Below are 26,425 nucleotides of genomic sequence, written 5' to 3' on the forward strand. Positions count from 1 at the left end.
GGCCGGGAGCGTCGGGATAGCTGCCGCGCAGGACGAGCGCGGAGCCCTCCCAGACCGCGGAGGTGATCACGGGGCGGCTGCTGCAGGTCACCCTCACCCTGCCCAGGCCCCGGACGAGTGAGCCGGTCAACGGTTTCCTCGCTGTGGACCAGGGAGTGGCGAACCTGGCGGTCACCTCCGATGGTGCGGTGCTGCCCGGCCCCGCCCTGTCCGGCACCATCGATGGCAACGGGCATGTGCGAACGTTGCGGGAGCGGCGGCACCGGCAACGCCGCCGGCTGCAGAAGAAGGGCACTCCTGCGGCGCGGCGGGTGCTGCGCCGCCTGTCCGGGCGTGAGCACCGGATGATGACCGACGTCAACCACCAGATCAGCAAGTATGTGGTGCGCGAAGCCGAACGCACCGGACGCGGCATCGTCCTGGAGGATCTGCAGGGCATCCGCTCCCGGGTAAGGGCTCACCGGTTCCAGCGGCGCACCCTGCACTCCTGGGCGTTCGCCCAGATGATCGAGTTCACCCGCTACAAGGCCGTACGGGCCGGGGTCGCCTTCATGCTGGTCGACCCCGCCTACACCAGCCAGGCCTGTCCAGAGTGCGGGTGTGTCGCCAAGGCGAATCGGCCCGCGCGGGGCCGCTTCGTCTGCACCCGGTGCGGCCTCGCTGGGCACGCCGACCACATCGCGGCCCGCAACATCGCCCAACAAGGCGTCGCGGGCTGGGCTGCCGTCAACCAGCCACACGCTACCGGCCTCCCCTCAGCCAGACGGGACCGTGAAAGCGAACCACCGGCTTCAACCAGTGGTAGTTGACCATGAAACAGTTCTTCGGATCGCTCCCGGCAAGCGCCGAGGGGGCGGCCGGGTGGACGGGGCGGGCATGTGCCGCGGGGGCTCGCCGACCTGGTGAGCGGGTCGCTGGGCAAGGGCACGCAGTACCCGCTCAAGCTGGGCGCCGCGCTGCTGGCGACCATTCCGGTGGCCGTCGTGTTCGTGGTCTTCCAGCGGTACTTCGTACGCGGCGCCAACGAGGGCTCCGATAAGGGCTGATGGCCGCCCATTCCCCTGGGCGTCAGGGTTTGTTCACAGACGGGTAGCAACCACACCATAGATTCCGATCCCATGAAATTTGATGACAAGTCGCCCTTGCTCTCCCGGCGTTCCCTGCTTGCCGGTGCGCTCTCCGGAGCCGGTCTCGCCGCGCTGAGCGCCACCGCCGCGTACGCCGGCGTGCGAGCGCCCCGCGTGCTGATCGCCACGAACGAGCCGTGGGGCACCTACCACGTGGCGCCGCTGCTGCCGGAGGCGCGGCGGCAGGGGTGGGAGATCACGCAGCTGGTGCCGGATCTGTCCGGGATCAAGCCGGGCGATCCGGTGCCGGTCGTGACACCGGACCGTGTTCAGGGCGCCGACCTGCTCGTGGTGACGGGCGCCGGGGACTGGCCGGCGGAGTGCGCGGCGCGGTTCCCGAAGCTGCCGTTGATCGCGAGTTCGCTGGCGTATCAGCTGCCCGTCGAGGCGCCCCGCGCGAAGGAGTTCCGCGACCGGCTCAGGGCGATCACCGCGTCCTCGCCCGCCGAGGCCAAGGTGTTCGACGACTACCTGGGCACGCGCCGCCCGATCGCGGTCGTGGGCACCCCGCAGACCGACGACCTGCCCAGGCACGCCCCCGAGGCCGGGACCGTCCTGGTGCTGACCAGCGTCACCAGGTCGAGCAGCACCGGCGGCTCGGCGCCCGGCACCGAGCTGCTCCTGGCCGCGGCCGAACGGCTGGCGGCAGCGGGCAAGCACATCCTGGTCGGGCTGCACCCGCGCGAGGACCGCTCGCTGTGGGAGCGGTACGAGATCAGCTCCGTGCCGTCGGTCCAGGCGTCGGCGCGGGCCGAGGCCGCCATCGGCATCCCGGGGACGGTCTTCCCCGTGGTCGCGGCCGTGGGCGTCCCGCTGGTGGGCTGCACGGATCCGCGCCTGCAGATCCCGGAGTACCTGCTGAGCGTCTGCTCGCACACGATCACCACCGCGGACGAGGCCGTGGCCGCCGTGGCGGAGGCCAAGCCGGTGTCGCGAGAGGTGCTGTACGAGGCGGTGGGGCCCGTCGGCGGCTCGGCCCGCCGTCTGCTCAAGGTGTGGCGGAAGGCGGGCGTCCGCGTCTGAACCCGGTGGGCGGGCCGCGTTCAGAGTGTTCAGGATTGCAGGTTCGACGTGGTGAAGCGGGTCAGGGCTCCCTCCCCGCCTCCAGCGCGCCTGGAGACGGGGAGGGAAGTCGTCACTTCAGGCCGTACGCCCGGTGGACGGTCTGCTCCACGGTGTTGCCCTCGGCGTCCGTGGCCTGGGCCCTGAGCCCCACGGCGCCCGTGGTGCGGGACAGCTCGGGCGTCGTGATGGTGGCGCGTCCCGAGGAGGACACGGGCACCGGGGTCCAGTGGGCGCCGTCGTCGAACGTGACCGAGAGCTTCAGCGCGGTGAGCTTCGCGTCCCGCACGCCGTAGGACCCGTGGTATCCGGTGACGGTGATCCGGTGCGAGGTGCCTGCCTTGAGCCGGTTGTCCAGGTCGAGGGGCACGTCGTAGCGGAGGTTGAGCCGCCTGACCGGCTCGCACGGCGCCAGCTTGCCCGTGGCGAACCAGGCTATGCAGAGACCGTCGTCCGTCGTGGACATCCCTCCGGTCGGCCGCTTGGACCGGAAGGTCCACGCGGTCTCGACGTCCTTGGCGTACAGCTGCGACGGGTTGGGGGTGTGGAACTTGTCGGTGAGCCGGTAGGCGGCCTCCGTCTCCGGCAGGGTGAAGGTCGGCACGACGAACGCGACGATCCAGAGCACGATCTGGGTCTCGACGAGCGGGATCTCCTGCCCGTCGCGATACAGGTGCATCTCGTCCTTGCCGCCGTGGACGTCGCTCTGCCAATTGGCGTTGTACGTGTACGCCTCCTGGTGGTTCGGCACCGGCCCCATGACGGGCACGGTCGCCAGGAAGGTGTCCTGCGTACGGCACGGGAAGCACTGGGCGACGCCCGCGTCGAGCACCGCGTCGGAGACGACGACGTTGCCCGGCACACGGGGCTGGATCCCCCACGCCTCGGTGCGCGACCCGGCCTTGGCGAAGATGTCCACGGCGGTCGTCGTCAGCGCGTGCTTGGCGTAATAGTTGTCGCCCTCGTCGTACATCGTGGTGTTCGTCCGGGTCCAGACGACGTCCGGCGAGAGCGGCCCCACGTACTCGGTGAGGGCCGTCTGCGCGCGCACGGCGTGCTCCATGGACCACGGCCCGGCGTACGCGCCCGGATGGGTCAGCAGCGACGCCGACGTGCTCAGCTGCACGTCGCCGGGCCGGTCGGCGTGGAAGCGGTCGTCGATCTGCTGCAGGTCGCGCGACTTGATCGAGTAGCGGACGCCGGAGGGGACCCGGCCCTGCTCGGGGAGGAACAGCGAGTACAGGTACGGCGTGGTCGCGACGCCCTCCGCCGTGACCGTCACCGGCCGGCGCCGGGACAGGGCGGCCAGCGCGCGCCCCTGCTCGGCGGGCAGGCTCATGGTCGGGATCGGGTACGTGGGCCAGCTCCCGGCCGGGTCGAGGAAGGACCGGCCGGCGGCCCCGTACCCGAGGACCGCGGCGGCGCCCGCCTGCTGGGCGGCCTTGACCCGGTCCAGGGCGTTGCCCGTGCAGGCCGTGGCCGGGCACAGGTCTTGGAGGTCGAGCAGGACGAGCTTGCCACGCACGTCCAGGCCGCTGAAGCCGGCGCCCTTGCCCGCGTCGACCAGCGTGAGCCTGCTGCGGCCGTCGAGCTTGGGCGTCACCGTCTGCAGGTTCGCGTAGCGCGGGGTGAGGGCGGGGCCGCCGGGCACCTTCATCCGGATGGCCGGGGCGCCCATCTGGTAGCGGCCGGTCAGATGGAACGTGCCCTGGGTGACCTTGCGGGTGGGCAGCATCAGGTAGTCGTCGATGCCGTACTGCGGATACAGCGACTCCGCGTCGATGGCGGCCACGCCGTTGGCCGCCTGGCGCCGGAAGGTGTACTGGGAGAGGTAGACCTCCGAGTCGCGCGGCGTCTCCACGGAGACCTTGCGCGCCTTGCGCAGGTCGAGCGTGACCGTGGTGTCCTTGGTGATCTCGATCTGCGGCTCGACGGGCAGGGCCTGGACCCATTCGCCGTCCGCGCCGCGCCAGGCGACCGCGCTCATCACGGCGTAGGTGCCGGGGTAGACCTGTGCCTGGCTCTCGGTGCCCGTGGCGGGGCTGTAGGAGTACTGCAGGTCGTCGCGGTCGTCGGTCCGCATGAGCAGCCACGGGATCTCCGTGTTGCCGGTGGCCCCGTCGGGCAACACCAGCCGGGTGCGGACGGTGACCTTCCGCGGCTCGACGAACGCGCCGACGGCCGTGTTCACCTGGACGTCGCCGCTCGAGGCCCGAACGTAACCCTCGTACCAGGTGTCGGGGCCCGCCGGGTCGAACGTGACCGTGACCGGCGCGGTGCCGTGCGCCGGGACGGTGACCCTGTCGCGGTCGAGGGTGAGCGCGCGGGCCGGCAGGTCGCCGCCCCGGTGTGCCTTGACGCCGGTGCTCAGGGTGAGGGTCACCGGCTGGTCGCCGTCGTTGGTGTAGGTGAGGGTCTTGGTGACCGGGCCGCTCTGGGGCGAGGGCAGGAAGCCGAAGTCGATGCTGCCGGAGGCGCGTACCTGCTGCTTGACGGCGCGGGCGACGTCGACGCGGCCGGCGCCCTGCTCGTAGGCGTCCTGCCCGTCGCCGTGGGCGGTGCTGGTGAGCGCGGCCTTGAGCTGGACGTTGGTCCAGTCGGGGTGCTCCTGGGCGAGGATCGCGGCGGCGCCGGCGACGTGCGGGGTGGCCATCGACGTGCCGGACGCGGCGGTGTAGCCGTCCTCGGCGGGCTCGCCCATGGACGTGCCGCGCGCGCGGGCGGCGACGATGTCCACGCCGGGGGCGCTGATGTCGGGCTTGAGGCTGTAGTCGAACGGGGTGGGGCCGCGGCTGGAGAAGGACGCGAGCGCGTCCGAGCGGTCCACGGCGGCGACGGTCAGCGCGGAGGCGGCGGTGCCGGGCGAGCCGATCGTACGGTTCTGGCCGTCGTTGCCCGCGGCGATCACGAACAGCGCGCCGGAGTCGGCGGAGAGCTTGTCCACGGCCTGGTCGAGCGGGTTGTCCGGGCCGGGGCAGCACCCGCCGAGGCTCATGCTCACCACGCGGGCCTGCTGGGCGACCGCCCACTGCATGCCCTGGATGATGTCGGACTCGAGGCCGCTGCCGTAGTTGTTCATCACCTTGCCGACGAGCAGCGACGCCTCGGGCGCGACTCCGCGGTACTTGGGGCCGTTGCCCGCGATGATGGAGGCGACGTGCGTGCCGTGGCCGTGACCGTCCTCGGCGCTCGACTCGGAGCTGAAGTTCGCGGTCGCGGCGATCCGTCCGGCCAGGTCGGGGTGGGTGGCGTCCACGCCGGTGTCGAGCACGGCCACCTTGACGCCCGTGCCCTTGAGCCCGGCCGCCCACGCCTCGGGGGCGCCGATCTGCTTGACGCTCCGGTCAAGCGTGACCTGGACCTTGCGGTCGAGCCAGATCTTCGAGGACGCGGCCCTGGCGGTGGCGACCCCGGACCAGAACTGCCCGGCGGCCTTCTTGTCCACCTTGACGGCCACGCCGTCGATGCTGGCGAGGGCGCGCGCCCCGGCGATCCGCTGCTGCGGCCCGTGCTGGACGATCACCGGCAGGGTGGGGCTCTCGGCGTCGGAGTAGCCGTTGCCCGCCAGGTACGCCACGTCGAACAGGCCCCTGTCCAGGCGGCCCGCCGACAGCTCGTCCATCACGTCCGTGGGGTAGACGTAGTACGCCTTGCCCTCGCGTACCGACATGAAGAACACCGGCGCGCCGTCGGGCCTGCGGGCCGGCTCGACCTGGGCCTGCGGGCTGCCGTCGGGGGCGGTGCCGTAGGTCACCACGTCCCCGGTGATCAATGTGATCTTCTTGGCGGACTCCCCCGCCGCACCGGCGACCGGCGCCGGGGCCGAAGGGGTGGGAAGGGGGGTCGGCGCTGCCATCCCGGTGGACAGCAGCACGCCTAAAGCGACAAGAGAGCGGCCGATCATGCGTCTCCTCAGAGATCATCTAGTCCCCGGGAACCATGACAGATCGCAGTAAAGCCGCGAAAGATGATCGAGAGTCCTTTTCCCGCCATGTACGGAAACAGGACAAGCGCCGGCAATGACTGGTCCCGGCGCGGCGATCACGGACGGTAAGCTGGAGATGACGGAAGGGGGACGTCATGATCGAGGTCAAGAGCATCGACAAGCCAGACGAGCGCCGCGACTTCCCCATGGGGCATCTCGAAGTGTGCAACCTGGAGGGCCTGACCTTCGGCGTGGCCACGTTCGAGCCCGGCTGGCGGTGGTCGGCGTCGGTCAAGCCGATCGTGGGCACCGACTCGTGCCAGGTCCACCACAACTGCTTCGTCGTCCAGGGCCGGATGCGCCTGCGGACCGACGAGGGCGGCGAGGCCGAGGTGGGCCCCGGCGACGTCTTCGTCTGCACGCCCGGGCACGACGCCTGGGTGGTGGGTGACGAGCAGTGCGTGGTCTACGACTTCGCGGGCGGCGCCGCCGAATACGCCAGGGGCACCCGGGCCGGCTGATCGGGCCGGCTGATCGGGGCCGGGCATGGCTGTGGCCGGATCGCCAGTCCGGTGCGATCCGGCCACAGGTCAGTGGGTGTTTATGAGCAGTGCTCGAAAGGGCTCTCGTACTTGCTGGTGCCGACGCTGCCGCCCCACTTGACGCACTTGTCGGCGGCGGCGGCCCGTACGGGTCCCGCGTAGTACTCGAACTTGCCCGCGTCCTCGATGCGGGCCTTGTCCTTGACCTCCAGGAAGGCGCTCGTGTCGGAGGCCGTGCCCACGGAGACCTTCTTGATCGTGGCCACGCAGTTGTTGCCGTTGGCCGAGTTGTAGAGCAGGTGGACCGTGCCCGCCGCGCCCCCCGTGCCGAGGGCCTGCGAGTCGATCACCTTGTAGCCGCTGCCGCACACCTCTTCAGGCGTGTGCGGGTTCGTGCCGCCGCCCCCGCCGCTGCCGCCGGTGACGTACTGCATGTACTTCGTCCAGTCCCAGTAGCGGCCCGGGTCGGTGTGGTCGGTGCCGGGGACCTCGACGTGGCCGATGATGTGGGTACGGTCCTTGGGGATGCCGTACCGGTCGGCGATGTTGCGGGTCAGCGCGGCCGACGAGCGGTACATCGCGTCGGTGAACCACGTCGCGTTGTCCACGAAGCCCTCGTGCTCGATGCCGATCGAGCGCCGGTTGTAGTTGCCGGCGTGGAAGGCGCGGTCCTTCTCCCTGACCATCTGGGTGATGGCGCCGTCGGAGGAGCGCACGACGTAGTGGGCCGACGTGGGGTTCGGCCTGGGCCCGGTCTGGAACCAGTCGATCGTCCCGGCGTAGGAGCCCTGCGTCACGTGGATGACGATGCGGTCGATGGCGTCGCTGGTCGGCCGGTTGGAGACCGCGTAGTTGCTGCTGTGGGCGGGCGCCCACACGGCCGACGGGTAGTCCGTGCTCGCCGCGAGCGTGCCGGGCTTGTCCAGGTCGTCCGCCTTGGCGTACTGGCCGCGGTCGGGCGTCACGGCGCGGGCCGGCACGGTGACGGTCTCGCCGCCCGGCGTGGTGGCGCGGATGCCCTGGGCCAGCATGTCGTAGACGGTGTCGGCGTAGAGCCGGGCGACCTCGGGCGCGGACGCGCCGGAGTACTTGGCCACCGCCTGGTACCACTTGCCGGCGTCCTTGCGGGCGGCGGCGGTCAGTTTCAGCTCGTCGGCGTAGGCCCGCAGCACCGCGGCGCCGCCGGCGATGTTGGCCGCGTCGTCCGCCTTCAGCGCCGAGAGCGGCTTCTTGGTCAGCGTGACGGCCCGGTCGAGGGTCTTGGAGGTGACCAGGTGCATCATGCCGTACCCGCCGTCCGCGCTGGGCTGGCCCTTGTGCCCGTCCAGGTGCGTCTCGGAGTACGCGACCGACACCAGCAGGTCACGCGGCACCTCGTAGGCGGCCGCGGCCTTGGCGAACGCGTCGGCCAGCGGGTCGGCCGCGGCGGCCGAGGCAGGGTGCCCCGCGCCTGCGAGCATCGCCAGGGGGATGACCGCGCCCGTCACAATTGTGCGAATCTTCACAGGGTTCAGCTCCCGCAGTGCCCGGACGGGGCGTCGTACTTGCTCGAGCCGACGCTGCCGCCCCACTTGACGCACTTGCCGGCGGCCGAGCCGCGCACCGGTCCGGCGTAGTACTCGAAGCTGCCGCTGTCGCTGACGCGGGTCTTGCCCTGTACCTCGAGGTACGCGCTGGTGGCGCTGGCCTTGCCGAGCGAGGTCTTCTTGATCGTGGCCACGCAGTTGTTGCCGTTGCCGGAGTTGTAGGTCAGGTAGACCGTGCCGGCCGTGCCGAGGGCCTTGGACTCGATCACCTTGTAGCCGCTGCCGCAGACGGACTCGGCGGTGTGCGGGTTGCCGCCGCCGCCACCACCACCGCACTTGTTGTTCGAGGTCACCGAGGCGATCGGGTAGCCGAAGGTGACGCCGTTGAAGACGGCCTTCTTGATGTTGGCCGGGTAGCTGGAGCCGTTGCGCACCTCGTAGTGGAGGTGGGGGCTGATGTTGTTGCCCGGCTTGCTGGTGTTGCCCACGGTACCGATCTTCTGGCCCTGGGCGACCTGGGCGCCGGCCGAGACGGCGCGGGAGTTCAGGTGGGCGTAGTACGAGGTCCAGCCACCACCGTGGTCGATCTTGACCAGGTTGCCGTAGCCGTTGGTCGAGCCCTGGTGGGCGGAGATGACCACGGTGCCGGCCGCGGCGGCGACCACGGTGTCACCCTTGTCGGCGTCGGGCGTGCTGCCCCGGTTGAAGTCGATCTCGTACGACCTGTGGGCGCTGCTCCCGCTGTTGTTGCCCGTCCAGGTCTGTCCGCAGGGGAACGGGAGCTGGAAGCTCGGGGCAGCCAGGGTCGACACCGGCGGAACGTCCACCTGGTTCGGCGGGTTGCCCATCTCACCCTCGTCCTCCTGCGCCGAGGACGACGGCTTAGGAGACGGGGTCGGGGCGGCCCATGCCGCCGTCGCGATCGAGCTCGTGGCGAGGCTGAAGAGCAGGGCAACCCCGGCCGTAAGCACCCCTCTGGGTCTCATGCGGATACCTTTCTGCGCGCGCCGGAGTGGGGGGTCCCCGACCGGCACCGCGAACTGTCCGTTGGATCTTTCGAAGCGCTCTTGCTGGGGACCAAGATTGCGAGTACGACATACAAAGAACATCCAAAATCGGTATAAAGGCCCTTCCAGCTTGATACGCCTCACCCACGGGCGCCCCGCCCGGCGTCCAGCTCAGGAGAACGCGCGGTCATGGTGGTTGAACAGCCCGTATTCAGGGTTCTCGGGCCGCTGCAGGTCTGGGGTCCTGAAGGGCCCCTTCGGATCGCGGGCAGGAAGCCCAGGCTTCTGCTCGCCTCGCTGCTGCTGGACGCCAACCAGGTGGTCAGCTCGGACATGCTCGTCGAGGTGCTGTGGCCGCGGGTGCAGCCGTCGTCCGCCGTGGCCAACCTGCGCACGTACGTGAGCTCGCTGCGCTCGGCCGGGGTCCAGATCGTGGCCCAGGCCTCCGGCTACGCGATCGAGCTCGACGCGGACCGGCTGGACGCCCTGCGGTTCGAGGAACTGGTGACCATGGCGCGGGCGGCGGGCCGTACCGATGAGGCCTTCGAGCACTTACGCCGCGCGCTGGCGTTATGGCGCGGCACGCCGCTCGGCGACCTGCCCGCCAGCCCGCTGTGGGACGGGCGGCTGCGCGTGCTCACCCAGGCCCGGCTGGCCGCGGCCGAGGAGCTGGCCGAGCTGAAGCTGGCGCGCGGCGAGCACGCCGGCGCGATCGACGACCTGCGCGCGCTGATCGGCGAGCACCCCTACCGGGAGGATCTGTGGCAGCGGCTGATCCTCGCCCTGCACCACAGCGGCCGGCGGGCCGAGGCGCTGCACGCCTACACCACGATCAGGCGGCAGCTCGTGGACGAGCTGGGCATCGAGCCGGGGCAGGACCTGCGTGACGTGCACGCCTCCGTGCTGGCGGGCGACCCCGCGCCCGTGACGGCGGGCGACCCGCCTGCGGCGCTCGCCGCCGCCGCGCCCCACCAGCTTCCCGCGGACGTGCCGGACTTCACCGGCAGGGCGGCGGACGTGGCGGCGCTGACCCAGGCCCTGTCGGCGGGCGAGCGGCCGCCGGACGGCCCCCCTTCGATCGCCGTGGTGACCGGGCCACCCGGCGTCGGCAAGTCGGCGCTGGCCGTCCACTGCGCGCACGCCCTGCGCGCCGAATACCCGGCCGGACAGCTCTACCTGTGCCTCGGCGGCACCGAGACGACGCCGGCCGACCCCCTCGACCTCCTCGCCGAGGCGCTGCGCGCGCTCGGCGTCGCGGAGCCGGCCCTGCCGCTCACGCTGCGCGAGCGGGCCTCCCTGTACCGATCCCTGCTGGCCCGGCGGCCCATGCTGGTCTTCCTCGACGACGCCGCCGACACCGCGCAGGTACGCGCCCTGCTGCCCGGCCACGGCTGCGCGGTGCTCGTCACGAGCCGGCGGCGGATCGCGGAACTGCCGGGCGCCCTCCAGCTCGAGCTCGATGTGCTGGCGCCCGAGGAGTCCGAGGAGCTCCTCGGCAAGATCGTCGGCGCCGAGCGGGTGGCCGCGGAGCGCGAGGCCGCACAGGCGATCGTGCACTCCTGCGGCCACCTGCCGCTGGCCGTCAGGGTGGCGGGGGCCCGGCTGGCCGGGCGGCCCGGCTGGCCGCTGAGCGTGCTGCGACAGCGGCTGGACGACGAGACGAGCCGCCTCGACGAGCTGCGCGCCGGAGACCTCGAGGTACGCGGCTCGTTCGAGCTCAGCTACCGCCGGCTCCCCGGCGACGCGGCCCTGGCCTTGCGCGCGCTCGGCCTGCTCGGCTCGCAGTCCGTGCCCGGCTGGGTGGCCGACGCCGTGCTCGACCGGCACCGGTCGGACACCGTGGTCGACACCCTCGTGGACGCCAACCTGCTGCGCCTGGCCGGCACCGACCCCGTCGGCCAGCCCCGCTACCGCCTGCACGACCTGGTCCGCTGCGCCGCGAAGGAGAAGGCGGGCGCCCCCACCATCGACGGCGCCGAACGGCACGCGCTCGTCAGGGTGCTCGGCGGCTGGCTGACCGCCGCCGAACACGCCGCCACGCGGCTGCCGACCACCCTGTTCGGGCTGACGTCCGACGGGGCGCCCCGCTGGAGCCTGGAGCGGGAGACCCTCGGCCGCCTGACCGCCGAGCCGCTGGCGTGGTTCGACGCCGAGCAGGACTCCCTGGTCGAGGCCGTACGGCTGGCCGCCGACGCGGGCCTGGCCCAGTCCGCGTGGGGGCTGGCCGCGACCCTGGTGCCGTACTTCGACCTGCACTGCCGCCTGGAGGAGTGGCAGACCACGCACCGCGTCGCCCTGGACAGCGCCCGCGCGGCCGGCGACCGCCACGGCGAGGCCGCCATGCTCCGCGGCCTGGCCCAGGTCTGCGTCTACCAGGACCGCTACGCCGAGGCCGGGGACATGTTCCGGCGGGCGCGGGCCATCTTCCACGAGCTGGGCGACACGCGGAGCGAGGCGATCTCCATCTGCGGGCTGGCGGCGGTCAACCAGTTCTCCGGCCGGCACCTCAGGGCGCTCGGATCCTTCAGGCACGCGCTGGCCATGTTCCTGGCCATCGGGGACCGGAGCGGCGAGGCGTACGCGCGGCAGGCGATCGGGCGCGTCTACCTGTCGCTGCGCGACGTGCGCCAGGCCTCCAGGTGGCTCGGGGACGCCCTGCGGCTGGCCGAGGAGCTCGGCGACGCCCACCGCGAGGGCTGCGTGTCGATGCAGCTCGGCCGCCTGTACGACCTGGTCGCCGAGTCCGACAGGGCCATGCGCTCACAGGGGCACGCGCTGGACATCTTCGAGGCCCTCGGGGATCGGCACTGCGGCGCGTACGCGATGCGGAACCTGGGCGGGCTCCAGGTGGCCAGGGGCGACCGGTCGGACGGCTCCGACCAGCTGGAGCGCTCACTGGTGATCTTCCAGCAGCTCGGGGACCGGAGCGGCGAGGCCGACACGTACCAGTCGCTGGGCGAGCTGTACCACTCGTCCGGGCGCTCCGTGCTGGCCCGCCACTACCTGCACCAGGCCCACGAGCTGCGCAGGGAGCTCAGCGAGTCGTTCGCGTGACGGCGGGGTGGCGGGCCAGCCACCGCGCCGTGGGCCAGGTCTCGAGGCGCCACGCGCTGTCCCAGAACATCCACTCGTACTCGGTGGCCCGGCAGAACGCCTCCTCCATCGCCCGGCGCGTCCCCGGGTCGGCGAGCTCGGCCAGCCGGTCCACGAGCGCCCTGGCCTGCTCCACCGAGGCCGCGAAGGACGGGTCGGAGTAGGTGGCGATCCAGGTCCGGTACGGGTGGTCGGCGGCTTCCGCCGTGCGCTCGAGCAGCGCCGTGCCGACGTCCTGGTAGACCCAGAAGCACGGCAGCACGGCGGCGGCGAGCACGGGCAAGGGGGCGGCGAGAGCCGTGGCCTGCAGATAGGAGGAGTAGGCCAGGCAGGTGGGCGAGGTGGCGACGGCTTCCGTCTCGGCGGCCGCCAGGCCGAACTGCTGCAGGTAGCCCGCGTGCAGGCCGCGCTCGACGACCAGCGCCGTGTGCGCGCTCCGGGCGAAGAACGCGGCGTCGGCCGGGTCGGTGGCGCGGGCCGAGGCGGTCGCCAGCACCTTGGAGTACGCCACCAGGTAGCGGCCGTCCTGGACGAGGTAGAACGCGAAGCGGTCGCGGTCGAGGGTGCCGTCGCGGAGCGCGGTGTTGAACGGGTGGTCGTGGATCGCCTCGAGCAACGGGGCCGTGCGCGTCCACATCTGCTCACAGAAGGTCACCGATGACGTCCCTTCGCTAGTGCGAACTAGATCAGGTTCGACGGGTGTGATCTCAGCCCGGCCTACCGGGCACCCCGCGTCACGGGGAACGCTAGCAGACGGCGAGCAGTCCCGGACCAGCGGCATGACGGCGGAACGCGCGTGAGACGGCGCCGGAGACCGGCGGCCGGGGTGAAACTTTCACGTCGATCCCGTCACCCTTCATCGCTTGACCTGCGATGGTGAGGATTTCTTGCTCGCCGCTGTTTCCCCTGGCCGGATGCGGACTTACGGTGACCCCACTTCCCCGTCGAACCGGTCCGGGTCGCGTCGAAATCTCGTCGAAGCGCTTCGACAGTCCGGATTCGACGAGGAGGTGCCCGCCATCGGCCGACAACAGCGGAAAGGGAGATCATGCTCAGGACGCTCCGCCTCTTCGTCTCGGCATCCATGCTCGTCGCGCTCATCGGGGTGCTCGCTCAGCCCGCCCAGGCCGCCGTCTGGTCCTCGACGGCCCAGTGGGGCACCTGGACCAACGGCGGTTACACCCTTTACAACAACATCTGGGGCAGCGGTGCCGGCCCACAGACGATCTGGGCCAATTCGTACAGCAACTGGGGTGTCTGGGCCAACCACCCCAACACCGGCGGCGTCAAGTCCTATCCCAACGCCACGAAGAACGTGAACCGGCGGCTCAGCGCCCTCGGCAGCGCGACCAGCAGCTTCAACGTGACCGTCCCGAACGGCGGCGCCTACACCAGCGCGTACGACATCTGGTGCGACGGCCACACCTACGAGATCATGCTCTGGATGAACAAGTACGGCCCGGTGGGCCCGATCGGGTCGCGGCAGACGAGCGCGTCGGTGGGCGGCCACAGCTGGGACGTCTACCGCGGCTCCAACGGGTCCAACCAGGTGTTCTCCTTCGTGCGGCAGGGCAACGTCAGCTCCGGGAGCGTGGACATCAAGGCGATCCTGAACTGGCTCCGGTCCAGGAACTGGTTCGGTGACGTGACGCTCGGCGACGTCCAGTTCGGCTACGAGATCACGTCGTCCAGCGGCGGGATGGACTTCCGCACCAACAGCTTCTCGGTGTCGGCGAGCTGAACTCGGCCCTTGGGCGATCACGCCGCTCGGCGTGACGGCGGAACACGCCGCTCGGCGTGACGGGGCGGCACGCGCGTGAGGCGGCTCAGGCGGTGAAGGCGGTGCGGTGGTCACGGGCCCAGGTGCCATACGTGCGGGGCGGGCGGCCCAGCGCCTTCTCCACGTCCGGCGTCAGCCGGGCGTTGCCGCCTCGCGCGACCAAGTCGGCGCCGTTGACGGCGGTGTCGGCGAACGCGGCGTCCTGTCCGGCGGCGAGCAGCCGCTGCCGGTAGAGCTCAAGCGGCACATCCACGGCCTCCAGGCCGCGACCGAGGACCTCGCCCAGACACTCCACCATGTCGGGGACGCTCAGCAGCTCCGGCCCCGTCAGTGTGAGCACGCCGCCCGCGAAGTCACCGGACGTCAGCGCGCGCACGGCTACCTCGGCCACGTCACGCGGGTCGATGACGCCCTGCGTGCCGGTGCCGGTCATGTTGGGAATCGGGTGCCCTGACCGGATCGGGGCGGCCCAGCGCAGGCTGTTGGAGGCGAAGCTGGAGGGGCGCAGCACCGTCCATTCCACGCCGGTCGACCGCAGCGCTTCCTCGCCGGGAAGGTGCCAGTCCGTCACCTTGGAGTCGGACTGCTCGCCGGTGCCGATGGCCGAGAGCTTCACCGCCTTCCGTACGCCCGCCGCCCGCGCGGCGGCGAGCATCGCCTCGTCGTGCCGGATGATCGCCGGGCCGGGGGCGCTGAGGAGGAACAGGGTGTCGACTCCCGCCGCCGCCTCCGCCAGGGACCCGAGGTCGTCGAAATCGCCTCGTACGGCATCGACGCCGGGCAGTGCGGGAACTCGGGAAGGCTCCCGAGCCATCGCCCGCACCCGCTCGCCACGAGCCGACAGCAACCGGAGCGTTTCACCACCGATGGTGCCAGTGGCACCGGTAACAAGAATCATGCGTCGCATGCTGTCAGCGCATCCGTCGGCGCCTATAGGAAGTTCCGGCACAACCGGCTCATATCCACCATCCGACAAGGGTCCAGCCCAGGGCGGTTAACGTGAGGCCATGAGCATCCCGCCCGGCAGGCTGCGACGCTGGATCAGCGACATCACCGTGTGGACGGACTTCGGGCCCGGCGATCGGCTGGTTCACGTCCCCGACGCCGACACCGCGCTGGTCGTGCGCCGAGCGCGGGACGGGCGCTGCGACCTGCTGGTGACCGGGCCACGTACGCGTGCTACGTACAACACCGGCAAGGACATCCCTTTCAGCCTCAGGCTCCGGCTTCGGCCCGGCTCCGCCCGGCCGCTGCTCGGCGTGCGAGCGGGCGAGCTGGTCGACCGGGTGGTCGGCATCGGCGAGCTGTGGCCCGGCTCGGACGACCTCGTGCTCCGGCTGTCCGAGGCAGGGACCGACGCAGGGCTCGTGCTGAAACATCTGGAGCCGGCGCTGCTGGCCCGGATCGCCACCCGGACCCCGGCGGACCTGGCGCGGAGCGAGCTGGTACGTGCCGCGGCCACGTCCCTGACGCGCCCTGCCGGCCCGGGACGGGAGCCGGTGCCCGCCATCGCGCGGCGGCTGGCCGTCAGCGAGCGTCATCTGCGCGGCCTGTTCGCCGACGGCGTCGGGCTCCCGCCCAAGCGCTTCGAGCGCATCACGCGCGTCCGCAGGGTGCTCGCGGACGGCCGTGCCTCCGGCTGGGCGGCGGCCGGCTACTACGACCAGTCGCACATGACGGCCGAGTTCCGCGTCATGATGGGCGTGACTCCCGGCGCCTTCTTCGCCGGCCGCCTCCCGGCGCTTCAGCCTTGCTAAGCTGACAGTTAGTTCGCTTTCCGAATCAAGCAGAGGGTCGGCGGCATGGTCAAGGCAACGGGTGAGCACATGGGAGTCGTCTCCGGGCTGGTGCGCGCCTCCTTCCTGGTGAGCGCCGTGTACGCCGAGTCGGCGCGCGAGTACGGGATCACCTCGCAGCAGGGACAGCTGCTGTGCGTGCTGATGGCGCAGCCGTACGGGATGAGCGCGCTGGGCGGGATCCTGGGCCTGGCCAAGTCCAGCCTCACCGAGCTGGTCGACCGCAGCGCCCAGCGGGGCCTGGTGCGTCGCGAGCCGGACCCGCGCGACGGGCGCGCCGTGCGGGTGGCGCTCACCGAGCGGGGCAGCGAGCTGGCCGAGGACTTCTACACCGAGACGTGCCGCCGGATCGACCAGCTTCCCTCGAGCCTGGCGGCGGACGAGCGCGCCACGCTGGCCGGGCTGCTGGGCCGCGTGGTCGAGGACAACCAGGTCCCGGTGGTCTTCCTGGAGCCGGCCGACGCCGCCTCCCACAAGCACTGACCGGTACGGCGCCGTCCTTCCCGCAAAGGGGCCCAGGTCCGGTAGGGGCGGGGCGGCCGTCCGAGGACCGGCTCCCGTACCATCGCGGAGTTCCGCACCATGGTCGCCGCCACGGCCGATGAGCGAAGTCCGTCCGCCGGGCGGACGGCGCTCTCCTGCTTCACCGCAGCGCGTGGACCTCGGGATAGAGCCGGGCACCGGCCAGGAGCGAGGACACCTGATGGCGGACCGCCTGGTCGGCGAACTGGGTGACGTAGGCGTTCTGGATGCGCAGGCCACGGGCTCCGTCGATGGATTCCAGCGGGAACAGGGCGCGGATCGGCGCCGCCAGGTAGATCACGGCGTAGTCGGTGAAGTTGAAGTGGCCGGTTCCAGCGATCTCGTAGCGCCAGACGGGGCCGGTGCTCGCGGCAAGCCATTGCCGCGTTCTGTCGCGCATGCCCCGGTTCCCCGCGTCGTCGGCGCGGCAGGCTCCGGTGACGCACGAGTTCTCACCGCCGAGGATCAGCGCGGGGGCGCGCAGGCCGGTACGCACGACGCCGCCGTACAGGGCTCCGTCCAGGTCGACCGCGCCCGCGCAGGACGGGTCGTCGTGGCAGGCCTGGAACGCGGTCGCGCCGCCGAAGGAGTGGCCGACGTACAGCGGGTGGCTCACGTCGACGTGCCCGGCCAGGAGCGCGTCCCGGTCGAGTGCGGCGGCGCGGGCGGCGACGAATCGGGCGTCCGCCGTCCACACGCCGATCAGCCTGTTCGCGGTTTTCTCCTCGTCTGTGTCGTCGGGCTTACCGGTCGGTGTGCTGGTCACCGCGTGCCCGTGCAGGACGGTGACGTTGGCGCTGTAGGTGGGGGTCAGGCTCGCCACGACGTAGCCGTGGCTGGCCAGGTCCTGGGCGAGAGAGCTGAACACCGGCGCGTTCAACCCCATCCCGGGCGCGAGCACGACCAGCGGGAACCGTCCCGGCGCGACGGCGGCGCCGTCGACGGCCCGGCTGTGCACAGCCGCGAAGCTGCCCTCGCCCAGGCCGGGCAGCGGCGTCGGGATGTGCTGGCGCGCCCACTGGCCGGGCGTGTAGGGCGCGCGCGGCCCGCCGGCGTCCCGTGTTGTGGGGTACCAGATCCACACCGACAACTCACGCCGCAGCCCAGGCCGCGGCGCGAGGGGGTCGGTCCGGCGGGTGTCGGTCCATTCCTGGATCACGCGCCCGACTCTGTACGCGCCGGTGGGGTCGGGCAGGTCCTGTGGCAGCACCCGTCGTACGGTCACCACGCCCAGATAGCCGACGATCAGCACGACAAGCACCAGCGGCAGCCCGACCAGGACCCGGGAAAAGCGCCGCACGCGGGTCCTGAAGGCCTGAACCAGCAGGGTGATCAGGGCGACAATGGCCGCCGGCCCCACGGCCAGCCGACTGATCTGCCCCAGGGAGCCCGCAGAATAGTCGAGCAGGTAGCCGATCCCGCCGCGGAAGGCGATGGTGACGGGAACGCTCACGGCCGCGCCGTACAGCGCCGCCGGCAGGACCGGTGGGCGGCGCGGCTCAGTCGATCGCCGGGCCCGGCACAGCAGCCCGAGATAGGCGTTGAGCGGGACGATCAGGGCGACCAGCAAGGTGGCGCCGACGACCACGCGGAAGGTCGCCGCCTGGAGTGGCTGGCGGCCGAGTCCGTCGCCGATCGCCTCGGCCAGCGCCAGGCAGCCCGAGACAGCGGTCGAGAGCAGGACGGCCGCGGCGATCCGGTGCCGGCGCAGGACGTCGGCGACCCGGCGTGCCCGGTCGACGGGAATCCCGAGGCGTTGCGCGGCGGCCAGAAGATCCTCGACCCAGTCGGTGTCGCCCCTGCTATCGGGTCCCGCGTGGCGCAGGGCCACCGCCAGCGGCACGGCCGACAGGGTGACCACCACCAGCCCGGCGACCAGCAGCAGTTGCCGCCAGTCCCGCAGGTCGGCGTTCGCGCCGGCGACGACCGACGCCCAGCAGGTCGCCACCGTCGCCGCCACGGCGGTGAGCACCACCCGGGCGCCTCGCAGCAACCCGGCGGATCCGGGCCGCGCCCAGGCGCGGATGGCGAGCGCCAGCGCCAGGGCCGGGACCAGCAGTTCGGTGGAGGAGATCACGACGTCGTACGGATCGTCCTGCCACGGGCTGGAGGCCCGCACGGCGCGGAACTGGGTGGACAGCAGGATCAGCACGGTGAAGGCCGCCGCGGACGCCATGCAGCACCGCAAGGCTCGGGTGAAGGTCACACGCCGGACGCTAGTACGCGAAACGATGTAACGTCAAACGTACTAGAGGCGGAGGGCCCGGGTGACGCTGACCGCCGAGCACAGCGCGGCCCCTACGCCGATCGCCACACCCGCCAGCGTCAGAGGCGTACGGCCGGCCATGGCGGCCGCGACGGCGTCCACCACCGCCACCGCACCGAGCAGGACGGCCACGGCCGCGGCCAGCAGCACCGGCCGACGCATCACCGCGACCGGCGGCCGGGCCCGCCGCAAGGTGACGACCGGCCCGACGGCGAGCGCCAACACCATCGCACCCAGCCCGGCCACCCACGTCAGCAGACCGGCCAGGAAACCCGGCGACAGCCGGTGCGGCTGCGCGAGCAGCACGGCGCCTGCGGCCTCGACCCCCACCAGCAGACCCGCCGGCAGCAGCGGCCGGACCAGGCGGCGATCCCGGGCCGGAAGCAGGACCCGCAGCGTCAGCTGCAGCGCTCCCGTTCCGGCCACGGCGCAGCCCGCCAGCACCAGCCACCAGGCCGCCGAGACCAGCACGCGAACCGCGTGCGGCGTCCCGGGCTGCGGCGGATCCAGCAGGAGCCGATCCAGCAGCGGAACCGAGGAGATCCCCGCGCACCAGGCGACCCAGGTGGTCGCCAGCGTCGCCTGGAGTCGCCGCCGCAGACGCGCGTCAGGGGCGCCCGCCAGCGCCGGCCGCAGCCAGGCCAGGGTGGCGGCGCCCGCGAGGTCGAGCAGCGCCCGCGGGCCGCCACCCACATCCTCGACCAGTGCCGCGAGCTCCTTCCCGTAGCGCTCCCGAAACCATGGTGGATAGCAGGCCAGCGCGACGCGCGCCACCAGGCCGCTCATCGCGCCAGGCCCGCTGACAGGCGGCGCAGGCCGGTGGTCGCGAAACGCGACATCTCGGCCAGCCGTTCACCCAGCGCCGACGCTCCCGCCGCGGTGATCCGGTACGGCCGGCGACGCTCCTCCCCGGGCAGTGCCTCCACCAGCCCCTGCTCCTCCAGCCTGGACAGCGCGGCGTACAGCGTCCCCGGGCCGAGCGTGATGCCGGTCTGCTCCCGGACGTCCTTGACGATCGCGTAGCCGTGTTTCGGCTCCTCCGCCAGGCTCCCCAGGATCAGCAGCGGCGGACTGCCCCACCCGAGCGGATCCGTCCGTCGAGCCATCACGCCCCCTAGTACGTCAAACGATAGGTCGCCAGACGATGGTACCGCCCTGGCGGCCCCACCGCCCCGGGCATGGAAGGGGCGGTGCGCACGGTGTCACCGTCGCTGACCACCGACGGTTGGACCGCCTTGGCCGCGCATACTCGTAGCATCGGCCGCATGGCATGTGTGCTCGTCGTGGAGGACGATCTGGTCATCAGGTCGGAGCTGGTCGAAGCGCTGGCCGCCCAGGGCTACGAGGCGGAGCCGGCCGCGGACGGGGCCGAGGCGCTGCGGGCGGCCGAGCGGCACCAGCCGGATCTCGTCCTGCTGGATCTGGGGCTGCCCGATGTGGACGGGGTCGCTCTGTGCCGGCGGTTGCGCTCGAGGGTGCCGGACACGGTGATCGTCGTGCTGACAGCTCGTACGCAGGAGTTCGAGGTCGTGGTGGCGCTGGACGCGGGGGCTGATGACTACCTGACCAAGCCGTTTCGGCTGACCGAGCTGATGGCCAGGATCCGCGCGCACCTGCGGCGACGTGGCCCGGCACAGGGGGAGCGCGTACTGACGGCCGGGCGGTTGCGGCTCGACCTGCCCGCGCGGCGCGCCTACGTCGGGCAGGCGGAGGTGGTGTTGCGGCCCAAGGAGTTCGACCTGCTGGCGGCGCTGGTCAGCCGGGCGGGCGAGGTGGTGACGCGCGAGCAGCTCATGGACGAGGTGTGGGACGAAAACTGGTTCGGGCCCACCAAGACGCTGGATGTGCACGTATTCGCGCTGCGCCGCAAGCTGGCCGAGCACGGCGAGGGGATGGAGCGGATCGTCACGGTGCGGGGGCGCGGCTACCGCTACGAGCCATGACCCACCGCAGGCCGGCCGCTGGCTAGGTGTCGTGGCCGGGTAGCAGCAGGCTGAACAGCGGGGGTCTGGCGCGGCTGAGTACCAGCCGGCCGCCTTCAGCTTCGGCGAGAGACCGGGCCAGGGCCAGACCGATGCCGTGGCTGTGTCCGCTGGACCTGATGAACGGGTCGCTCTCCGGCGCCACGCCGGGCCCGTGATCGCTCACCTCGACGGCCATGCCGGGGCCCACGTCGGCGACGGTGACGGCGACCTCTCCCTGGCCGTGACGCAGGGCGTTGTCGAGCAGGACGCGTAGGATCTGCCGGACGGCGGCGGGCTGGGCGGTCACCGGCGGTAGTGCGCGCTCCACGGTGATGGTCAGGCAGCGGCCCTGCCGGGCCAGCGGGCCGTGCCACTCCTGCCGGATCTCTTCCATCAGCGCGTCCACATCGAGTCGCTCGGCGGGCGCGCGGCTGTCGCGGCTGAGCCGTACAAGATCGTCGATTACCTCCTGCAGCCGCTCCCCCCTGGCCAGCGCGGCCCGGGCCGCCGGGGCCAGGTCCGTGCCCGGTCGGGACAGCGCCGATTCCAGGCCGAGCAGCAGGCCGGTCAGTCCGGTGCGCAGCTGGTGGGAGACGTCGGCGCTGAAGGCCCGCTCGCGGGCGAGCACGTCGCCGAGGCGACGCGCCGTGGACTCCAGCGCCTGTGCGGCCTGGTCAGCCTCGCGGAGCCCGGAGGGTGCGGCGCGGACGCTGAAGTCGCCGCCGCCGAGTGCCTGCGCCGCGGCGGTCAGCCGCTCCAGGGGTGTGGCGAGCCGGGCCGACTGGCGCACGGCCGCGCCCGCGGCCAGCGCGATCACGATCAGCGCCAGCCCGGCCATCAGCAGCCACGCCTGATGGATGCGCTGCTCAACCTGCGAGTTCGGCGTCGCCACCCGGATGATCAGCGCGGGGCCCTCCTCGGAGGGGACGGGGGCGGACACGGCCACGAAGCCGTCCTCCACCGTGTCATGGACACGGCCGTCCTTGCTGGAGGTGGCCAGGCCGGAGTGGACGGGACCGTCGCCGAACAGGCGGGCGCCGGTCAGGGTGTAGCCGCCGACGGCCAGGTCGCCCGGCAGGCCCTTCGGCAGCCCCAACGGTACCCGTGGCTCGTCGGGGATCGCGGCGGCTACCCAGGCCGCGTCGCGTTGCAGGGCGCCCACCGTCTGGTCGTGGTAAAGGATGTTCACCGCGATTGCCAGGGGCACCAGGAAGAGCGCAACGGCCAGGGCGGTCACGCTGACGATCACCACCAGCACCCGCCGCCGCAGCGGCACGCCCTGCGCTGTCACCCTTCCAGGGTGGCAGAAGGAAGGTAAACGTCCCGCTAACCCCTTGCTCAGCGGCGTCTTTCTGGCCAGCAGCGCCACGGCGATCGCGATCGACAGAGTCAGGCACACGTGACCGCTGGGAAAGCTGTCGGGGCCGAGCTCCCGCACCAGAGCGTGGACCGCCGGGGTCGGGGGCGGGCAACGATGACCTTGACCAGCGCGCCCACGCCCCACCCTGCGGCGATGACCAGCAGCATGCCTCCGGCGGCGCGCGTCCGTCCCGAGACGGCGACGCCGACGACGAGGACGGCGGCTACGCCACTTGGGACGAGGTTTCGGATGAGGATTAACCTCGCGTTATGGTTGGCCGAACCTGCCGCTATCCCGCGTTTCCGCAGACTGAGGGCGTCAGTACGACGTCAATGCATCGGAGATATTTCAATGCGTAAGTCTGTGATCATCCCCGGACTCGCCACCGTGGCCGTCCTCGTGGCGGGCGGCGGAGCTGCCGCGTACGCGTCCTCCCTCGACCAGAGCCCCGCCCCCACCTCCACCCAGTCCTCCGCTGCCCCCACGGAGCAGGCCCCCGAGAACGAGGCCGCCACGCCCGAGGAGAGCGCGGAGCCCAACGAGGGCACCAAGGAAGACGAGCAGAGCCAGAAGGCCGAGGCCGAGGACGGCAACGACGACCAGGGCGGCGAGAAGGCCGAGGACGGCAACGACGACAAGGGGCAGGAGACCGGCTCCGAGGCCCAGGAGGGCAAGCAGGGCCAGGCGGGCGACCAGCACGAGCAGGAGGGTAAGGGCGACGCCTCCGAACCCGAGGACGGCTGAGCCAAGCGCCGGGCACCCCGAGACTCACCGTGCTGGCGTGCCCGGCTCAGCCCTGAGCGTTCGGCGCTGCCCCGCGGCCGCCGCGCCAGGTCAGGGCAACCACGGGAAGATCTTCGCGCGTTCACAGTGTGCCGCTTGTAGCGCTGCGCGTCCGGCACACTGGGCGGGCCGGCCGTAGCCGCCCTCGGCTCCAGCCGTGGACATCGGCCCCCCGACGCCGCCTTCGCCCTGTACGCGATCCTGGCGGCCGGCACCGTGACGCTGTTCTGGCACCTGACACCTCAGGCCGAAGCGCCCGAGACTGCACGCCCCGACCGGAGGTCGCGCGCGGTGCCGGGCCAGGCGCGCCTGCCGGCCGGGTTGTCCGCCCTGTCCGGCGGGGCAGCCGCCCAGGTGGAGCGCTTGGTCTGGCCCGCATGGGCGCGTGCCGGGGGTCGGCTTGTCCGGCGTCGCAACGAGATCCTCCGCCGGCAAGAGGGCGAGCCTGGCTGGGACGGCCTCGGCAAACGGTCGCGTCCGGTCGCGTCAAGTTACTCCTCACCCAAGCCTGATCACTAAGAGTAATTGATAGATTACTCAGATGATTGTCCGGATGGTGGGCATGGTGCAGCGGCGGCTGTTCGCGTTGATGATCGTCTGTTATCTGCTGGCTGCTGTGGTGCCGCGGCCGGGTGAGGTTTTGCGGACGGCGGCGCTGCGCTTGCTTGGATCGGATGGTTCGGTCACGATGCCCATGGTTCTGCTGGCTGTGATGTTGTCGACTGCAGGTCTTGGGGTGCGGGTGCGGGATCTGTGCGCTGTGGTGGGCAGACCTCTGCGGCTCGCGTCGGGCGTGGCGGTGAACGCGCTCCTACCTCTGGTGCTCTTGCCGGTCGCTGCGATGTGCCTGCAGGCCTGGCCCGACGCCGCGGAGGTGGAGTGCCTCGCGGTCGGATTGCTGCTGGTGCTTGCGATGCCGATCGCCGGCGGAGCAGCGTCCTGGGGGCAGACCGCGGGTGGCAACGTTCCCCTGGTGGTCGCCATGGTCGTGGGTTCGACGCTGCTCAGTCCTGTCACGGTTCCGTGGGGGGTGGCCGCGTCCGCCGCCCTGGTCGGTCCGGCAGGCGTCGGCAGCCTTGATGACACGGCGCGGCTCGACGGGCTGGCCGGGACGGCGGGCGCGGGCGCGTTTGCCCTGGCCTTGATCGTGCTGCCGTGCCTGGCCGGGATCATCGCGCGGGCCATGCTCGGGGAGCGGCGCGCAGCACGCACCGCCCCGGTCATCAAGCTGGTCAACATCGTGAACATCCTGCTGCTGTGCTACATCAACGCTTCCGGCGCGCTCGGACAGGCGCTGTCACATCCCGACCCTGACTTCCTGGCCCTGGCCGTCAGCGTGGCCGGCGCGGTTTGCTGCTTGTCCTTCCTCGTCGGCAGGTGGATATCCCGATGGACCCGATGCGACGCTCCGGACGGGATCTCGCTCACCTTCGCCACCGGCATGAACAACACCAGCGCGGCGGCGGTCCTGGCCGCAAGCTGGTTCGCGCACCGTCCGCAGGTCCTCGTGCCGATCCTGGCCTACAGCCTGCTGCAGAAGGTCGCCGCCAGTCTGTTCGGACCCCGGTCCCCCGCCCCACCTGCGGCGCTGTCATGAGCCCTCCAGCACCGTCTCGGTGACGCATATCCCCTCCACCTACGCCAGGTGCGCGGCTTGATCTTTGAACTTCGACCAGCTCGCCCGGCGCGCCGGTCTGTTAAACCGGTCCTGTCCAGCACAGCCCTGGCCGAAGGCTGAGCCCGCCGAGCCGCCGAGCGGGGACGCGCCGGGCCAGGCGGCTCAGGTAAAGCAACCACGCGCCACCATCTCGGTCGCCACCAGGATCGCGAGCGCCTCGGCGGCCAGCAGAGCCACCAGGACAACGAGCTGCACGACTCCGGCCTCGATCGGGCTCGCCCCGCCGAGCAGCATCCCGACGAAGGCGCCAGGAAGAGTGACCAGCCCTACGGTCCGGGTCTGATCCAGCGCCGGTACCAGCGCCTGGGCCGCCGCCGGGCGGCAGATCTCCAGCGCCGCCTCCCTGGGCAGGAAGCCCAGCGCCAGAGCCGCCTCCACCTCTCCTCTTCGCTGGACCAGTTCCTCCACGGCCCGCCGTCCGGCGAGGGAGGTAGCGGTCAGACAGCCACCCAGCAGGATCCCCGCGATCGGGATCACCACGATCCCGTCCATGGAAATCGTCCCGCTCACGGCCAGGATCATCAGCGCTGGCGCGGAGCCCGCCGCGATCGGCACCGCCGCCCACCAGGCCTTCCGACTGCGAGTAATGCGCCGGCCCGCGGTAAAGGAGGCCACACCGTACATGAGCACGATGAACCCCGCCGCGGCCGCGAAGGAGGCGACCACCCAGGTGATCAGCACAGAGACCGCGCCGAGTTGGGCGGCCGCCCGCACGCAGGCAGTCAGGACGGCTCGTCCATGTCCGAGCCGGCCGAACCAGGCCACCAGGGCGCCCAACACAACGAGAGCGATCAAGGCCACCGGCAGGAGAGGGGTCACAGAGATCAACGAAGAGGAACGCACAGCAGGTAGTGTGCCGCCGTCTACCACCTCGACCATTGCCGGGGCTGCTTGACCACGTTCTCGTCGTCGCCGGTCTCGGCATGATCACCAGGCGTACGCCTCGGGCGCGGGGTTGGCGCCGTTCGGGCCGGGCGGGGGAAAGAGCTCGTCCAGCTTGGCGAGCGTGCCGTCGTCGAGCGTGATCTCCAGGGCACGCAGCGAGCCGTCGAACTGCTCGATCGTACGCGGCCCGATGATCGGCCCGGTAACCCCGTCCTGTGCGAGCAGCCAGGCCAGCCCGACGTTCGCCGGATCCTCACCGAGGTCGGCGCAGAGCTTCTCATACGCCTCGACCGATCCCCGCTGCTCGGCGAACGCGGCAGCCCAGAGCCCCGCGCCGCTGCGGGCGGCGACGCCCTCGCGCTGCTTGCGCAGGACGCCGCTGAGCACTCCGCCGTGCAGCGGCGACCAGGGGATCACGCCCAGGCCGTAGTGCCGGGCAGCGGGCAGCACCTCCAGCTCTGCCCACCGCGACATCAGGTTGTAGATCGACTGTTCGCTGACCAGCCCGAGGAAGTGCCGAGACCGGGCGGCCTCCTGGGCTTGGGCGATGTGCCAGCCGGCGAAGTTGGACGAGCCGAAGTAGAGCACTTTGCCCTGCTGGCGCAGGACGCTGAAGGCCTCCCAGATCTCCTCCCACGGCGTGTTCCTGTCGATGTGGTGCATCTGGTACAGGTCGATGTAGTCGGTCTGCAAACGCTTGAGCGACTCCTCGCACGCGCGCCGGATGTGCAGCGCCGACAGCCCGCTGTCGTTGGGCCACTCCCCCACCGGGCGATAGACCTTGGTGGCGAGGACGGTCCTGTCGCGCCGGCCGCCGCCCTGGGCGAACCACCGGCCGAGGATCTGCTCAGTGGCGCCTTCGCCGTAGACGTTGGCGGTGTCGAAGAAGTTGACGCCGTGCTCGTGCGCACGGTCCATGATCGCGTGACTGTCCGCTTCGGACGCGCGCGACCCGAAGTTCATGGTGCCGAGGACGAGCCGGGAAACCGACAGGCCGCTGCGGCCCAGGCGGGTGTACTCCACGTGTTCCACCTTCCAACTGCATCAAGTAAGACGCGAAGACACTACGACTTGCTACATGAATGATGCAAGTCTGCTGAGAACCGCAA

General features: G+C 71.5%; 22 protein-coding genes and 1 riboswitch. Of the genes, 11 read left to right on the forward strand and 11 right to left on the reverse strand.

Translation table 11 applies throughout. The annotated features are described in order from the left end of the window. The first annotated feature begins 62 nt into the window (after window positions 1–62). The 3 genes from AB0J64_RS21775 to AB0J64_RS21785 all read left to right on the forward strand — a co-directional run bounded on the left by AB0J64_RS21775 (window position 63) and on the right by AB0J64_RS21785 (window position 2,150). Window positions 63–809, forward strand: a complete 747-nt coding sequence (locus tag AB0J64_RS21775) for a transposase (RefSeq protein WP_364029387.1) — start codon at window positions 63–65, stop codon at window positions 807–809. Window positions 810–878: 69 nt separating this feature from the next. Further along, a complete protein-coding gene (locus AB0J64_RS21780) occupies window positions 879–1,046 on the forward strand; it encodes a hypothetical protein (protein ID WP_364029389.1) in 168 nt (55 codons plus the stop codon). Window positions 1,047–1,118: 72 nt separating this feature from the next. Beyond that, window positions 1,119–2,150, forward strand: coding sequence for a hypothetical protein (locus tag AB0J64_RS21785; RefSeq protein ID WP_364029391.1), 1,032 nt, complete (start codon window positions 1,119–1,121; stop codon window positions 2,148–2,150). Window positions 2,151–2,262: 112 nt separating this feature from the next. Here the strand turns inward: AB0J64_RS21785 and AB0J64_RS21790 are convergent, their stop codons facing one another. Further along, window positions 2,263–6,093: a S8 family serine peptidase gene (locus AB0J64_RS21790; RefSeq protein ID WP_364029393.1), complete on the reverse strand. Its 3,831-nt coding sequence runs from the start codon at window positions 6,091–6,093 to the stop codon at window positions 2,263–2,265. Between the two features lie 176 nt (window positions 6,094–6,269). Between AB0J64_RS21790 and AB0J64_RS21795 the strand changes: the two genes are divergently transcribed. Beyond that, entirely contained in the window at window positions 6,270–6,635 is a 366-nt protein-coding gene (locus AB0J64_RS21795; RefSeq protein WP_344988452.1) for a cupin domain-containing protein, read from the forward strand. Between the two features lie 80 nt (window positions 6,636–6,715). Here AB0J64_RS21795 and AB0J64_RS21800 read toward each other — a convergent pair whose 3' ends face one another. Together AB0J64_RS21800 and AB0J64_RS21805 are read right to left on the reverse strand one after the other, a co-directional pair. Beyond that, window positions 6,716–8,161, reverse strand: coding sequence for a peptidoglycan recognition family protein (locus AB0J64_RS21800; RefSeq protein ID WP_364029395.1), 1,446 nt, complete (start codon window positions 8,159–8,161; stop codon window positions 6,716–6,718). Window positions 8,162–8,166: 5 nt separating this feature from the next. Next, window positions 8,167–9,168, reverse strand: a complete 1,002-nt coding sequence (locus AB0J64_RS21805) for a M23 family metallopeptidase (protein ID WP_364029397.1) — start codon at window positions 9,166–9,168, stop codon at window positions 8,167–8,169. Between the two features lie 210 nt (window positions 9,169–9,378). On the opposite strand from AB0J64_RS21805, the gene AB0J64_RS21810 reads away from it, so the two are divergent. Continuing rightward, window positions 9,379–12,243 carry a BTAD domain-containing putative transcriptional regulator gene (locus AB0J64_RS21810; RefSeq protein WP_364029399.1) on the forward strand — a complete coding sequence of 955 codons (2,865 nt, stop codon included), beginning with the start codon at window positions 9,379–9,381 and terminating at the stop codon, window positions 12,241–12,243. Here AB0J64_RS21810 and tenA read toward each other — a convergent pair. Next, window positions 12,224–12,937 (reverse strand): thiaminase II, encoded by a 714-nt coding sequence (gene tenA / locus AB0J64_RS21815; protein WP_364029401.1) that lies wholly within the window; start codon window positions 12,935–12,937, stop codon window positions 12,224–12,226. The genes AB0J64_RS21810 and tenA overlap by 20 nt on opposite strands. Next, window positions 12,929–13,024: riboswitch (TPP riboswitch) on the reverse strand. Its footprint overlaps the gene before it by 9 nt. Window positions 13,025–13,327: 303 nt before the next feature. Between tenA and AB0J64_RS21820 the strand changes: the two genes are divergently transcribed. After that, window positions 13,328–14,023: a hypothetical protein gene (locus AB0J64_RS21820; RefSeq protein WP_364029597.1), complete on the forward strand. Its 696-nt coding sequence runs from the start codon at window positions 13,328–13,330 to the stop codon at window positions 14,021–14,023. Window positions 14,024–14,108: 85 nt separating this feature from the next. Here AB0J64_RS21820 and AB0J64_RS21825 read toward each other — a convergent pair whose 3' ends face one another. After that, on the reverse strand, window positions 14,109–14,960 hold the full coding sequence (locus AB0J64_RS21825; RefSeq protein WP_364029403.1) for an NAD(P)H-binding protein: 852 nt from the start codon (window positions 14,958–14,960) through the stop codon (window positions 14,109–14,111). A gap of 109 nt (window positions 14,961–15,069) precedes the next feature. Between AB0J64_RS21825 and AB0J64_RS21830 the strand changes: the two genes are divergently transcribed. Together AB0J64_RS21830 and AB0J64_RS21835 are read left to right on the forward strand one after the other, a co-directional pair. Further along, window positions 15,070–15,819: a helix-turn-helix domain-containing protein gene (locus tag AB0J64_RS21830; protein WP_364029405.1), complete on the forward strand. Its 750-nt coding sequence runs from the start codon at window positions 15,070–15,072 to the stop codon at window positions 15,817–15,819. A 45-nt stretch (window positions 15,820–15,864) separates the two neighbouring features. Next, window positions 15,865–16,341 (forward strand): MarR family transcriptional regulator, encoded by a 477-nt coding sequence (locus AB0J64_RS21835; RefSeq protein WP_364029407.1) that lies wholly within the window; start codon window positions 15,865–15,867, stop codon window positions 16,339–16,341. A 160-nt stretch (window positions 16,342–16,501) separates the two neighbouring features. On the opposite strand, the gene AB0J64_RS21840 is transcribed toward AB0J64_RS21835, so the two are convergent. The 3 genes from AB0J64_RS21840 to AB0J64_RS21850 are packed head-to-tail and all read right to left on the reverse strand — an operon-like array spanning window position 16,502 to window position 19,752. Beyond that, entirely contained in the window at window positions 16,502–18,586 is a 2,085-nt protein-coding gene (locus tag AB0J64_RS21840) for a hypothetical protein (RefSeq protein WP_364029409.1), read from the reverse strand. Window positions 18,587–18,628: 42 nt separating this feature from the next. Further along, on the reverse strand, window positions 18,629–19,432 hold the full coding sequence (locus AB0J64_RS21845) for a hypothetical protein (protein WP_364029411.1): 804 nt from the start codon (window positions 19,430–19,432) through the stop codon (window positions 18,629–18,631). Next, a complete protein-coding gene (locus tag AB0J64_RS21850; protein WP_364029413.1) occupies window positions 19,429–19,752 on the reverse strand; it encodes a PadR family transcriptional regulator in 324 nt (107 codons plus the stop codon). The genes AB0J64_RS21845 and AB0J64_RS21850 overlap by 4 nt, the downstream gene beginning before the upstream one ends. Window positions 19,753–19,911: 159 nt before the next feature. Between AB0J64_RS21850 and AB0J64_RS21855 the strand changes: the two genes are divergently transcribed. After that, complete coding sequence (locus AB0J64_RS21855) at window positions 19,912–20,589, forward strand: response regulator transcription factor (protein ID WP_364029415.1); 678 nt, start codon at window positions 19,912–19,914, stop codon at window positions 20,587–20,589. Window positions 20,590–20,611: 22 nt separating this feature from the next. On the opposite strand, the gene AB0J64_RS21860 is transcribed toward AB0J64_RS21855, so the two are convergent. Next, a complete protein-coding gene (locus AB0J64_RS21860) occupies window positions 20,612–21,901 on the reverse strand; it encodes a HAMP domain-containing sensor histidine kinase (protein ID WP_364029417.1) in 1,290 nt (429 codons plus the stop codon). 420 nt (window positions 21,902–22,321) lie between these two features. Here AB0J64_RS21860 and AB0J64_RS21865 point away from each other — a divergent pair, with 420 nt between their 5' ends. Both AB0J64_RS21865 and AB0J64_RS21870 read left to right on the forward strand, forming a co-directional pair. Further along, the gene (locus tag AB0J64_RS21865; protein ID WP_364029419.1) at window positions 22,322–22,714 is read left to right on the forward strand and encodes a hypothetical protein; all 393 of its coding nucleotides are present in this window, start codon (window positions 22,322–22,324) and stop codon (window positions 22,712–22,714) included. Between the two features lie 580 nt (window positions 22,715–23,294). Next, window positions 23,295–24,350 carry a bile acid:sodium symporter gene (locus AB0J64_RS21870; RefSeq protein WP_364029421.1) on the forward strand — a complete coding sequence of 352 codons (1,056 nt, stop codon included), beginning with the start codon at window positions 23,295–23,297 and terminating at the stop codon, window positions 24,348–24,350. A gap of 183 nt (window positions 24,351–24,533) precedes the next feature. Here AB0J64_RS21870 and AB0J64_RS21875 read toward each other — a convergent pair whose 3' ends face one another. Then, window positions 24,534–25,232 (reverse strand): ABC transporter permease, encoded by a 699-nt coding sequence (locus AB0J64_RS21875; protein ID WP_364029600.1) that lies wholly within the window; start codon window positions 25,230–25,232, stop codon window positions 24,534–24,536. A gap of 126 nt (window positions 25,233–25,358) precedes the next feature. Further along, window positions 25,359–26,339 (reverse strand): aldo/keto reductase, encoded by a 981-nt coding sequence (locus AB0J64_RS21880; RefSeq protein WP_364029423.1) that lies wholly within the window; start codon window positions 26,337–26,339, stop codon window positions 25,359–25,361. Window positions 26,340–26,425: the final 86 nt, after the last annotated feature.

Source organism: Nonomuraea sp. NPDC049695, from assembly GCF_040674955.1.
GTDB classification, from domain to species: domain Bacteria; phylum Actinomycetota; class Actinomycetes; order Streptosporangiales; family Streptosporangiaceae; genus Nonomuraea; species Nonomuraea helvata.

What these genes read in the sequence shown, in the direction of transcription:
- AB0J64_RS21785 (WP_364029391.1), top strand. Translation starts at nt 1,119, where the DNA reads ATGAAATTTGATGACAAGTCGCCCTTGCTCTCCCGGCGTTCCCTGCTT.
- AB0J64_RS21790 (WP_364029393.1), bottom strand. Translation starts at nt 6,093, where the DNA reads ATGATCGGCCGCTCTCTTGTCGCTTTAGGCGTGCTGCTGTCCACCGGG.
- AB0J64_RS21795 (WP_344988452.1), top strand. Translation starts at nt 6,270, where the DNA reads ATGATCGAGGTCAAGAGCATCGACAAGCCAGACGAGCGCCGCGACTTC.
- AB0J64_RS21805 (WP_364029397.1), bottom strand. Translation starts at nt 9,168, where the DNA reads ATGAGACCCAGAGGGGTGCTTACGGCCGGGGTTGCCCTGCTCTTCAGC.
- AB0J64_RS21810 (WP_364029399.1), top strand. Translation starts at nt 9,379, where the DNA reads ATGGTGGTTGAACAGCCCGTATTCAGGGTTCTCGGGCCGCTGCAGGTC.
- AB0J64_RS21825 (WP_364029403.1), bottom strand. Translation starts at nt 14,960, where the DNA reads ATGATTCTTGTTACCGGTGCCACTGGCACCATCGGTGGTGAAACGCTC.
- AB0J64_RS21830 (WP_364029405.1), top strand. Translation starts at nt 15,070, where the DNA reads ATGAGCATCCCGCCCGGCAGGCTGCGACGCTGGATCAGCGACATCACC.
- AB0J64_RS21835 (WP_364029407.1), top strand. Translation starts at nt 15,865, where the DNA reads ATGGTCAAGGCAACGGGTGAGCACATGGGAGTCGTCTCCGGGCTGGTG.
- AB0J64_RS21845 (WP_364029411.1), bottom strand. Translation starts at nt 19,432, where the DNA reads ATGAGCGGCCTGGTGGCGCGCGTCGCGCTGGCCTGCTATCCACCATGG.
- AB0J64_RS21850 (WP_364029413.1), bottom strand. Translation starts at nt 19,752, where the DNA reads ATGGCTCGACGGACGGATCCGCTCGGGTGGGGCAGTCCGCCGCTGCTG.
- AB0J64_RS21855 (WP_364029415.1), top strand. Translation starts at nt 19,912, where the DNA reads ATGGCATGTGTGCTCGTCGTGGAGGACGATCTGGTCATCAGGTCGGAG.
- AB0J64_RS21865 (WP_364029419.1), top strand. Translation starts at nt 22,322, where the DNA reads ATGCGTAAGTCTGTGATCATCCCCGGACTCGCCACCGTGGCCGTCCTC.
- AB0J64_RS21870 (WP_364029421.1), top strand. Translation starts at nt 23,295, where the DNA reads ATGATTGTCCGGATGGTGGGCATGGTGCAGCGGCGGCTGTTCGCGTTG.